Origin of the sequence: Spiribacter sp. SSL99 (genome assembly GCF_009805925.1) — a bacterium.
In the GTDB taxonomy this organism is placed as follows: domain Bacteria; phylum Pseudomonadota; class Gammaproteobacteria; order Nitrococcales; family Nitrococcaceae; genus Spiribacter; species Spiribacter roseus.
The window spans coordinates 87,501-97,899 of record NZ_MAOM01000001.1 but is presented as its reverse complement, the minus strand read 5'-3'; the positions used below and the strand labels follow the sequence as shown (position 1 = coordinate 97,899).

The following is a 10,399-nucleotide window of genomic DNA, read 5'->3' as shown; positions in this document are numbered from 1 at the left end:
TCGTGCCAACGTTTACGTGCGGCTTGCTGCGCTCAAATTTCGCCTTGGCCACGGTGGTTACCCCCTGAAAAGTTCACTGGATCTGGAGCCCATGGGCGGATTTGAACCGCCGGCCTCTCCCTTACCAAGGGAGTGCTCTACCCCTGAGCTACATGGGCTTTTGCTCTGGAGCGGGTGATGGGAATCGAACCCACATCATCAGCTTGGAAGGCTGAGGTTCTACCGTTGAACTACACCCGCGTGCCCGGGCCCGCGACGGCCGCGGGTCAGAAATCTGGTGGAGGGAGGAGGATTCGAACCCCCGAAGGCTGTGCCAGCAGATTTACAGTCTGCCCCCGTTGACCGCTTGGGTATCCCTCCGAAACAACGCGAGACGATGCTCGATCGACTCATCAATGTCAAGCCCGAATGGGCCACAGACCCGCTCACGGCCGCGCCGCATTCGCCATGACACTCAGGGAGCTGGCGAGCATGGCAAGCGCCGCCGCCGACGGCGGGATGACCCCGGCCACCGCCAGCGGGATCGCCGCCCCGTTGTAGACCACCGCCAGGGTCAGGTTCTGGCACATGCGCCGCCTTGCCGAGCGGGCCAGACCGAGCGCATCGGCCAGGGCCGGCAGCCCGCCCCGGGCCACCACCAGCCCGGCGCTGCTGGTCGCCGCATGGCTGGCGCCATCGATGGCCACCCCCACATCGGCGGCCGCCATGGCGACGCTGTCATTGATGCCATCACCGATGAAGGCGGTCGGCGCCCGGGACTGCGCGGCGAGCACATGATCGGCCTTTTCCTCGGGCCGACAGCCCGCTTCCACGGCGTCCTCTGCCAGTCCCACCTCAGCGGCCACCCGCCGGGCGGGATCCACGCTATCGCCGGTCACCATCCGCAGGCTGAAACCCCGGGCCTGTAACGACTCGACCGTCGCAGTCGCCGCCGGGCGAAGCGGGTCACCCAGCGCAAAACAGCCCAGCCAGTCGCCATCGCGGGTGACATGGATCTGCGTGGCGCCACTGGCCGCCTGGCTCGACGGCGTTGCCAGCACGGGCACCTCGACGCCGGCCTCATGCAGCCAGCGCCGTGATCCCACCCGGACCTCGCTGCCATCGGGACGGGTCATGATGACGCCACGCCCCTCCCGGCGCCGATGGATGCCATGCTCCGGCCCCTGCGCCGGATCCTGCAGCGCCCGGGCCACTGGATGGTCAATGCCCGCCTCGGCCTCAGCGGCAAGGGCGCGCAGCTCAAATTCCGCGACACCCTCGGCGGTGACCGCCTCGATGATCGCCGGCTCCCCGCAGGTCAGGGTGCCGGTCTTGTCAATCAGCAGATTCCGCAGCTGTCCGGCCTGCTCCATGGTCGCCGGGCTGCGGAACAGGACCCCACGGCCCATGGCGCGTTCGGCAAAGCTGAGAAACGTCACCGGGACGGCGACACTGAGCGCGCAGGGACAGGCGATCACCACGACGGACAGGGCCCGCAGCAGGGACTCCTCAGCAGGCAGACCAAGCGCCGTTCCCGCCACCGCCACCAGCGCCGCCAGCCCGAGTGCGCCGGGCACCAGGATCCGTGCCAGACCATCGGCAAGGCGCGTGATCTCGCTGCGGTTGCCCTGCATCTCGACCATCCGGCCGAGGATGCGGTCGATCTGACGCTCGCCCACGGCGCCTGTCACGCGCATCGTGACCGGGGCATCCAGGTTGATGGTGCCGGCCTGCAGTGTCCCACCCGGGGCAACACTGACCGGCGTCGACTCGCCGGTCAGCAGACTGGCGTCGACCCGCGTCGCGCCCTCCAGCAGAGCGCCGTCCAGCGGCACGCGGGCACCGGCGGCCACCTGAATGCGGGTGCCCACCGCTACTTTGGCCGCATCCACCGGCCCGTCCCCCTCCACGGGAAAGGCCCGTTCAGGGACCTCGCGCTCGAGCGCACCGATGGCCGTGGCCGCCCGCCGGACGGTGCGCATCTCCACCAGTCGCCCGATGGACAGCAGCACGATGAGCATCACCATGGTGTCGGCATAGACATGCGCCCCACCTTGAGCCAGCTCGATCACTGACAGCACGCCGGCGCCGATCACGCCAATGCTGACCAGCGCATCCATCCCCGGGATACCCGCCCGCAGTGTCCGCCAGCCGGCGACAAAAAACGGTGCGGCCGAAAACCCGACCACCGGTGTGACCAGGCCCATGGCAATGATCGACAGGGTATGCCCGACGGGGGTATTCCCCAGCGCCGCCGGTTCGAGATAGCGCATGATGGCGAGCACCATCACCCACATGCCAAAGAATGCGGCCACCGCCAGTCGCAGGCCGAGGCGATTGATCTCACCATCAATGGCGGAAACGGTTTCCTCGGGGGCACGCGGCGGACCGATCGCATAGCCCAGCCGTTCCACCGCCCGCAGCAGACCCGGCAGATCGATCCGCTCCGGGTCCCAGTCAACCAGCGCCGAGCCCGTGGCAAAGCTGACCCGTGCGCGCGTCACGCCCGGCACCCGGGCGATCACCCGCTCGGTGGCGGCCGCACAACTGGGGCACCACATCCCCTCGATCGAGAAAAGGCCACGCCCGGCGGGTGCCAACGCGGCCATTTCGGTCCGGGACAGCGTCGCCGTCGCGGTACTCATGCCCGGGCGCTAGCGGCTTGCCTGATCGCGGTGCCGCGGCGCGCCCGCCGACGGCGGTTGCTCAGTCGGCTCACCAGGGACGCCGTCGCCCAGAAGATCCCCGCGGATGACGTCGCCGTACCAGTTGGGGGTGTGCTCGTGGAACTGCTCGTCGGTCTCGGCAACACTCAGGTTATCGCGGAACTGCCGCGGATCCGCCGGCCGCTCCCAGCTATTGATGTACGCCGCCACATCCCAGGCCTGCTGATCGGTGAGCGATCCGCCCTGACCCAGCGGCATATTGTGCTTGATGAAGCCGGCGGCGGTGTTGATGCGGTGCATCCCCGCCCCCCAGTTGAAGGCGTCATCACCCCAGAGCGCCGGAAAGATCCAGCGACCGTTGGGGTCCTGCCGGCCACCGCCATCGGTGCCATGGCAGACCGCGCAGTTGTTCTCGAACACGGTCTCACCCCGACTGATGCTGTAGCCCTGCTCAGGCTCCGGCGGGGTGGAGTAGCCACGGCCCGGCAGGTTGCCCTCCAGCGGTGCGCCCTCGGCCATGTAGTAGAAAAAGCTCTGCAGGTCCTTGTAGATATCGCCGTCGCGCGGCGGCGGGCTGCCACTCGGCGAGCCCTGGGCATTCATCGAATAGGTAAAGCAGCCGTGAATCCGGTCTTCCATGGTGTTGATGATCTTGTTCTTGCCACGGAATGCCGGGTACTCCACGGCCGCCGCCCACATCGGCGCCGACCCGGGCACGGTCCCGCCGCCGAGGTGGCAGTTGGCGCAGTTCATGCCGTTGCCGACGTGCTCGGAGGCATTGGTCTGGGTGTTGGTGAACACCTCATAGCCACGGCGTACCGAATCGCCGAACTCGTTGTCCGGGGCGTCCGCCACGTCATTGGGAATGAAATACCCCTCCTCACTGACCGGCAGCGCGGGCGGGTTGGCGGCGGGATCATTGGTATACTCCTGGCGCTCGGCAAGCCACTCCTCGCGCCGCTCGGCAGCCTCTTCGGCGAGCTCGCGGCCTTCGTCCGGCTCGCGGTCGGGCGACTGGGCGATGGGCGCGTAAATGCCGCTGGCGTAGAGGCCGGCGCCAATGGCCACCAGCCCCGCCGCGATGGCGACGGCGATCAGCGCCCGGCGAAGCGTGGTCCGCCCCGGGTCCTTACGGGGCCGATCATTGTTGTCATGGTCACTCATTGATGGAGTCCTCCGCCGGCGGCGCCGGCAGTGTCGCGAGATAGTCGGCCACCGCCCGCTTGTCCGCATCGGACAGGGCATGGGCGATGCCCTGCATCAACATCAGCGGCGAGTTTTTGCGACGGCCATCGGTCCATGCCGCCAGCTGAGCATAGGTGTAGGTGGGCTGCTGCGCCGCCAGGCTGGGAAAGGCCTGTTCAACACCCCAGGCCGACGAGCCGTGACAGCTGTAGCAGGCCGGCACTTCGATATCCCAGTCGCCGTGGTTGGCCAGCTCGCGGCCACGCTCCAGATCGCCACCCAGTTCGGCCTCGGCGGCGCTGGGCGCTTCCATTTCGGCGTAGTAGCGGGCAAGGCCGAGCATTTCCTTCTGGGTGAGCTTATCGGCCACATACTGCATGTTGTGATTGATGCGCACGCCTTCGGCATAGGCATTGAGCTGCTTGGCGATGTAGCCGCTCGACAGCCCCGCCAGCCGGGGGATATTGCCATTGCCCTCGCCCTTGGCGCCGTGGCAACTGGCACACGACCAGACGTCGCCCTGACCCTCGCGGGCCAGCGTCGCGTATTCGGCCGGATCCACCTCCGCCGCCTCAGCGGCGTAGATCTCGGCGGCGTAACTTTCGTCGGGCAGATCCTCGTCGACCTCCTGCGCGCCTGCCGGCAGGGCCAGCATGAGCAGCAGGGCTGATGAGAGCCACGCACTCAGACGTTTCATATTCACTGTGATGCCTCCGTTGCGGCCGTGCGGGTCAGCCGGGCGGATATCCCGGTGACCGCCTCAATCTCGGCGCCACCGCCCAGCGGACTCCGCCCGACCTCGAAGCGGCCGCGCTGTTCGCTGACGAACGCCGGAGTCACCGCTCCGGCGTCATGACCCCACTGCTGGCGGATGTAGCTCACCACTGCCGCAATTTCACGATCACTCAGCGTCTCGCCGAATCGCGGCATACGACCATCGTATTCATTGCCGGCCACCGCGATCACGCCGCTGATACCGTGCAGCAGGATCTGGACCGGCGCCTCGGCGGGCCCGGTGACGTAACGCGAGCCCGCCAGCGGCGGCACGGCGCCACTGATGCCCGACCCGTTCGCCTGATGACAGGTCACGCAGTTCGACTCGAACAGCGAGGCGCCAACCGTCATGAGCGATCCCTGCCCATCCGCGACATCCCTGTCGCCGGTCATTCCTACCGTGGGCGCTTCTTCGAGAGCGGCTGACTCAGTGGCCGGCCCGGAATCGGACCAGAGCGTGTAGACGCCCCAGGCCATCAGGGCCACGGCAACTGCCAGTACAAAAATGGGGATCGGCCGGTTGACCTCGTAAGGCTCGAACCGGCTTTCCTTGAGCGGGGTGCGCTGGGGCTCCGGGCGCTGGTCGTTGTGATCACTCATCAGCGTGTGTCTCCGCCATCAAAACCCAGGTCACGCAGCTCCTCGTCCTTGGCCGGATAGGTCCGGTCAAGGGAGAGCAGGTACGCGGTCAGGTCCAGTGCGCTCTGGCGGGCCACCACCTTGGCACCGTCCGCCGGGGCATATTCAGCCGGCACCGGCACGACCACATCGTCCTCGTCGGGGTTCTGCTTGACCTCGAAAAGGAACGGATAGGCCGGCATGATGCTGCTCTCCTCGATGGCTCGAGGCTGATACAGATGGGTCAGGTGCCAGCCCTGGCTGGGCATCCGCGCGCCGACATTCATCAGGTCCGGCCCGGTGCGCATGGTGCCGAGGACGTGCGGGTCGTCGTAGACATAGTCGGCGGGCGTGGTCGGACGCCCCCAGCCACGCTGCAGATCGGGCGCCTGCTCAGGGCTGCGCGGCTGCTGCGAGTGGCAGTAGTAGCAGCCCAGGTCCACGTACTGCTGGCGACCGCGCTCCTCGACTGCGGTGTAGGGCTCAAGCCCCTCGGCGGGCTCGACCGTGCGGATCTGTGCCGCCGGAAAGATCACCAGCATGAGCGTCGCGAACGCGAGAATCGCGAAAGCGAGAACGGCCAGCGGAAAGACTTTGTTCATGAGTGGCTCCTCAGCTGGCGCTTGTGGCCGGCGTCGCCGTGCCCACGGCATCGGTGGACCGACGCGGTGCGAACACCAGCGACAGCAGATTGATCGCAAACAGGAGGTGGCCCAGCGTCATCAGCGTGCCGCCCACAGAGCGCCCTTCCAGATAGGGCTGCATCAGCTGCATCGACTCCAGCCAGTCACGGCTGGCATCGAGCATGGCAAGCCCCTGCAGCCAGCCCCCGATGCTGAGCGAGAAGAAGTAGACAGCGAAGCCGATGGCCACCAGCCAGAAATGCAGGGCGATCAGGCGCGGCGCCGGCCAGAGTCGCCCGGTGAGGATCGGCATCAGGTAGTAGACCGTGCCGAACAGCACCAGCGAGACGAAGGCATAGGCCCCCAGGTGGGCATGCGCGACCGTGTAATGGGTGAAATGCGTCACCGTATTGACCGCGCGGACCGCCTCCATGGAGCCCTGGAACGAGGCCAGCGTGTACATCACTGCACCGAAGGCCACAAAGCGCAGCGGCAGTGACTGTTTGAACGCCCAGAGATTCGTGGCCCAGAGCACATGCTGGTTGACCGCCACGGCAATCACGGGAATGAACATCATCACCGACTGCACCACCGAAAGCGTGACCACCCAGGTGGGCACCGGCCCGCCGATCAGGTGATGCATGCCCACCTGACTGTAGAACAGCGCGAGGGCCCAGAACCCCAGCAGCGAGAGACGGTAGGAGTAGATCGGCTTGCCGATGATCTTGGGCAGGACATAGTAAGCGGCGCCGACGCCAATCGGCGTCAGCCACAGGCCCAGCACATTGTGCGCGAACCACCAGTTGACCGTGGCCCCCTGCACGCCGGTGTGAATGGGGAGATTGCCGATCACGAAGAGCACCGGAAACCACACCAGTGCGCCCAGGTAATACCAGGCGGTCACGTAAATGTGGTGAACGTTGCGGTTGACCGCGGTCAGAACCAGCGGCGCGGCAAAACAGGCACCGCCGGTCGCCAGCAGGATATCGACCTGCCAGGGGATCTCGAGCCACTCCATCCCGTCGGTCCAGCCGGTGGCGATGGCATAGACACCGACCGCAACGCCGATATTCCATAGCACAAGCCCGCCCCAGGCCAGATTGACGCCGCGAAGTGGCGTCTTGAACAGCCGCGGCACAAGGAACATGGCGACCCCGATGCCTGCCAGTGACAGCCAGCCGTAGATCACCGAGTTCAGGTGCATCGTGCGCATCCGCCCGAAGCTGAGCGGCGCCGACCCGGTCAGCCAGTCCGGCAGATGGAGCTTGAGCGAGGCGATCACCCCGAAGATCGAGCCAAGCACCAACCAGAAGGTCCCGAAGCCGATCAGGGCAAAGATCAACTTGCGATGGCGGGTATCCGTGCCCTCGCCGGGCTCGGCGTCTTCCTGAAAGCCAAAGCTGGTGGGATCGTCGGGCGCGTGGTCCTCGCCCTCTGCGCCCGAGAAAATGACCTCGGCATCCGACTGGTCGACGCGGAACTGCTTTGAGGCGACCGCCCAGATCAGAAAGGCGAGGCCAATGAGGGACACCACGAACGACAGTGCCATCATCGTGCCAATAGTGAGCGACATCTTCCCTCCACCGCGTAATATTTATTCGCGCAATGGTACGAAGGGCATGGCAGCGGAGAAATTGTGGTTTTCCACATACCGGCCGTCGCCGGTGATGGGCGAGGAGGGGATCGGAATGGAGCTGGCGAGAGGATTCGAACCCCCGACCGGCTGATTACAAATCAGCTGCTCTACCAACTGAGCTACGCCAGCTTCACGATCAACGGTGAAAGGGTAACCGGCCGCGCGCAGCGGGGCAATGCAGGCGCGGGTCTCAGGGCAGCTGGGCGAGGCCCTCGAGGACCAGGTCGGGCCGCAGACAGACATCCATGTCCAGATAGCGGGCAAGCAGCGGGGCGTCACCGCCGGTCAGCACCGGTGTCAGTCGGGCCGCGTCGTTTTTCATGCAGCGCCGCACGATGCCCTGAATCGCCAGTGCGGTGCCATGCAGGTATCCGCTGATCAGCGCGTCTTCGGTATCAGCGGTCAGAAAGGGCGCCCGGGTCGACCACTCCACCTTCGGCAGCGCCGGGGCCAGTTGCGCCAGTCCGGCCTGCTGGGCGGCGAGGCCTGCGACGATCACCCCGCCCTGGTGCGTACCATCCGCCGCCACCACATCGACCGTGATCGCCGTGCCACAGTCAACCACGCAGGCCGGGGCATAGCCGGCGGCTTTTGCGCCGACCATTGCCAGCCACCGGTCAGTGCCCAGCTCCGCCGGGCGCGCATAGGCCACCCGCACTCCGCCGCCCATTGCCGGGGTGTGGACCGTTTCGGGGCGGATGGCCCAATGACTCGTCATCCAGTCCGAGAGCTGCCCGGCAATGGTGGCATCAGAAACATTCACCAGGCGTACGCGCTTTGGCGGTGCGGCCAGCCCCCGCCACTCGTTGAACACATGTTCCACCGAATCATGCGACACGGCACGCGCGCCGCCCACGATCTGACCTTCGTGGGCGCGCGCCCATTTAATGCGGCTGTTGCCGATATCGATCAACAGTTCAGTCACGATGCGGCTCCTGAGTGCGGCCCGATATGGCATTCGCCGGCGGCCAGCCGGTGTTCGCCGGTGTCGGTCTGAAGGCGCAGGTTGCCAGCCGCCGTCACCCCGAGTACCCGCCCCTCCCGGCGCGTCCCGTCGGCCTGTTCGGCGGTGACAACGCGATCGGCCAGCGCATCAAACACCGGCCAGCGCGTCTCAAGCAACCGTTCGACCTGCATCGCCGTCCAGGTGGTCACCGTAAGCACCGCGCCTGCCAGCGTGCCAATCAGCGCGTCGCCGGTGGGGCGATCGGCCAACTCACGCAGGCTGATCACCGGCCGCCCCGCCACCGCTGCGCCCGCTGAGAGGGGCCGAGTGTTCACCCCGACACCGACGATCAAGGCATTGGGCAGCCGCTCCACGAGCAAACCAGCGAGCTTTGCATCGTTGACGACCAGATCATTCGGCCATTTGAGGGCGATCCCCGCAAACCCGGCCGCGGTCAGTGCCTCGGCAAGCTGCAAACCCATCACCAGGGACAGCCCATCGGGCACACTCACGCCGGGGTCCATCGGTAGTCCGACACTGAAATAAATCCCCCCGGACGGTGACTGCCACTCACGCCCCTGACGGCCCCGCCCCCGGGTCTGCTCATCAGCGACCGCAAGCGTTGGTTGATCGAGTGGCCGGTCGGCCAACCAGCGACTGGTACTGGGGACGGTGTCAAACACATGAATGGGAACAGTCCCCCACTGCGGGCCAAGGGCCTCGCTCAATACCCTCGATCGGGCAGCGGCATCCGCAGCATAGCGTGTGGCCTGTCGGGACATGATGGCAACGCCCTGTTGGCTGAGATCGACCGGGCACCCATCGAGCGCCCAAAAAAAACCCCCGCCGGTCATGAGACCAGCAGGGGTTTCGCTGTAAGAGCCTGGCGATGACCTACTTTCGCACCACAGCGAGGCGGCACTATCATCGGCGCTACGCAGTTTCACTTCCGAGTTCGGAATGGGGTCGGGTGGTTCCCACGCGCTATTTTCGCCAGGCAAACCGGTGACCAAAGGCGCGACAGCCGCGCCATTGGCGTCAGGAACGTTGTCGATGGCATGCAGGACCAATGTCCAATAGCCCTCTTGGGGTTATATGATCAAGCCTCACGGGAAATTAGTACTGGTTAGCTTCATACATTACTGCACTTCCACACCCAGCCTATCAACGTGGTCGTCTTCCACGTCCCTTCAGGAGGATCAAGTCCTCGGGGAGATCTCATCTTGAGGTGGACTTCCCGCTTAGATGCTTTCAGCGGTTATCCCTTCCGAACGTAGCTACCCGGCAGTGCCACTGGCGTGACAACCGGAACACCAGAGGTTCGTCCACTCCGGTCCTCTCGTACTAGGAGCAGATCCTCTCAAATCTCCGACGCCCACGGCAGATAGGGACCGAACTGTCTCACGACGTTCTAAACCCAGCTCGCGTACCACTTTAAATGGCGAACAGCCATACCCTTGGGACCTGCTACAGCCCCAGGATGTGATGAGCCGACATCGAGGTGCCAAACTCCTCCGTCGATGTGGACTCTTGGGAGGAATCAGCCTGTTATCCCCGGAGTACCTTTTATCCGTTGAGCGATGGCCCTTCCATACAGAACCACCGGATCACTAAGACCGGCTTTCGCCCCTGCTCGACTTGTCAGTCTCGCAGTCAGGCACCCTTTTGCCTTTATACTCAGAGCGCGATTTCCGACCGCGCCGAGGGTACCTTCGCACTCCTCCGTTACTCTTTGGGAGGAGACCGCCCCAGTCAAACTACCCACCACACACTGTTCCTGGCCCGGATTACGGGTCTAGGTTAGAACCCCAAGCATGCAAGGGTGGTATCTCAAGGATGGCTCCACCAGAGCTGGCGCTCCGGTTTCGACACCTCCCACCTATCCTGCACAAGCATGCTCAAAGTCCAGTGTGAAGCTGTAGTAAAGGTTCACGGGGTCTTTCCGTCTTGCCGCGGGAACGCTGCATCTTAA

The 10,399-nt window shown here is 65.4% G+C and carries 8 protein-coding genes, 4 tRNA genes and 2 rRNA genes (1 of these 14 running past the window's edge); all 14 read right to left on the bottom strand.

Features of this window, described 5'->3' with window-relative positions:
- Window positions 1-83: 83 nt before the first annotated feature.
- Window positions 84-158: transfer RNA gene (locus BA899_RS00490), tRNA-Thr, on the bottom strand.
- An 8-nt stretch (window positions 159-166) separates the two neighbouring features.
- Window positions 167-240: transfer RNA gene (locus tag BA899_RS00485), tRNA-Gly, on the bottom strand.
- Window positions 241-275: 35 nt separating this feature from the next.
- Window positions 276-360 (bottom strand) — tRNA-Tyr (locus BA899_RS00480).
- A gap of 65 nt (window positions 361-425) precedes the next feature.
- Window positions 426-2,624 carry a cation-translocating P-type ATPase gene (locus BA899_RS00475; RefSeq protein ID WP_159299393.1) on the bottom strand — a complete coding sequence of 733 codons (2,199 nt, stop codon included), beginning with the start codon at window positions 2,622-2,624 and terminating at the stop codon, window positions 426-428.
- Between the two features lie 9 nt (window positions 2,625-2,633).
- Window positions 2,634-3,809: a c-type cytochrome gene (locus tag BA899_RS00470; RefSeq protein ID WP_069134326.1), complete on the bottom strand. Its 1,176-nt coding sequence runs from the start codon at window positions 3,807-3,809 to the stop codon at window positions 2,634-2,636.
- Window positions 3,802-4,527, bottom strand: a complete 726-nt coding sequence (locus tag BA899_RS00465; RefSeq protein WP_159299392.1) for a c-type cytochrome — start codon at window positions 4,525-4,527, stop codon at window positions 3,802-3,804. The genes BA899_RS00470 and BA899_RS00465 overlap by 8 nt, the downstream gene beginning before the upstream one ends.
- A gap of 2 nt (window positions 4,528-4,529) precedes the next feature.
- Entirely contained in the window at window positions 4,530-5,204 is a 675-nt protein-coding gene (locus BA899_RS00460) for a cytochrome c (protein WP_200833015.1), read from the bottom strand.
- Complete coding sequence (locus tag BA899_RS00455; protein WP_159299391.1) at window positions 5,204-5,824, bottom strand: cbb3-type cytochrome c oxidase subunit II; 621 nt, start codon at window positions 5,822-5,824, stop codon at window positions 5,204-5,206. The genes BA899_RS00460 and BA899_RS00455 overlap by 1 nt, the downstream gene beginning before the upstream one ends.
- Before the next feature lie 10 nt (window positions 5,825-5,834).
- The gene (locus BA899_RS00450; protein WP_159299390.1) at window positions 5,835-7,418 is read right to left on the bottom strand and encodes a cbb3-type cytochrome c oxidase subunit I; all 1,584 of its coding nucleotides are present in this window, start codon (window positions 7,416-7,418) and stop codon (window positions 5,835-5,837) included.
- 116 nt (window positions 7,419-7,534) lie between these two features.
- Window positions 7,535-7,610, bottom strand: a tRNA-Thr gene (locus BA899_RS00445).
- 61 nt (window positions 7,611-7,671) lie between these two features.
- Window positions 7,672-8,406, bottom strand: coding sequence for a type III pantothenate kinase (locus tag BA899_RS00440; RefSeq protein ID WP_159299389.1), 735 nt, complete (start codon window positions 8,404-8,406; stop codon window positions 7,672-7,674).
- Window positions 8,403-9,209, bottom strand: coding sequence for a biotin--[acetyl-CoA-carboxylase] ligase (locus tag BA899_RS00435; protein WP_159299388.1), 807 nt, complete (start codon window positions 9,207-9,209; stop codon window positions 8,403-8,405). The genes BA899_RS00440 and BA899_RS00435 overlap by 4 nt, the downstream gene beginning before the upstream one ends.
- Window positions 9,210-9,308: 99 nt before the next feature.
- A 5S ribosomal RNA gene (rrf, locus tag BA899_RS00430) occupies window positions 9,309-9,425 on the bottom strand.
- Window positions 9,426-9,522: 97 nt separating this feature from the next.
- A 23S ribosomal RNA gene (locus BA899_RS00425) occupies window positions 9,523-10,399 on the bottom strand; it runs 2,015 nt beyond the window's last position.

Bases quoted from the DNA above. Each gene is read 5' to 3' on its own strand.
- BA899_RS00475 (WP_159299393.1), bottom strand. From the start codon at position 2,624: ATGAGTACCGCGACGGCGACGCTGTCCCGGACCGAAATGGCCGCGTTG.
- BA899_RS00470 (WP_069134326.1), bottom strand. From the start codon at position 3,809: ATGAGTGACCATGACAACAATGATCGGCCCCGTAAGGACCCGGGGCGG.
- BA899_RS00465 (WP_159299392.1), bottom strand. From the start codon at position 4,527: ATGAAACGTCTGAGTGCGTGGCTCTCATCAGCCCTGCTGCTCATGCTG.
- BA899_RS00460 (WP_200833015.1), bottom strand. From the start codon at position 5,204: ATGAGTGATCACAACGACCAGCGCCCGGAGCCCCAGCGCACCCCGCTC.
- BA899_RS00455 (WP_159299391.1), bottom strand. From the start codon at position 5,824: ATGAACAAAGTCTTTCCGCTGGCCGTTCTCGCTTTCGCGATTCTCGCG.
- BA899_RS00450 (WP_159299390.1), bottom strand. From the start codon at position 7,418: ATGTCGCTCACTATTGGCACGATGATGGCACTGTCGTTCGTGGTGTCC.
- BA899_RS00435 (WP_159299388.1), bottom strand. From the start codon at position 9,209: ATGTCCCGACAGGCCACACGCTATGCTGCGGATGCCGCTGCCCGATCG.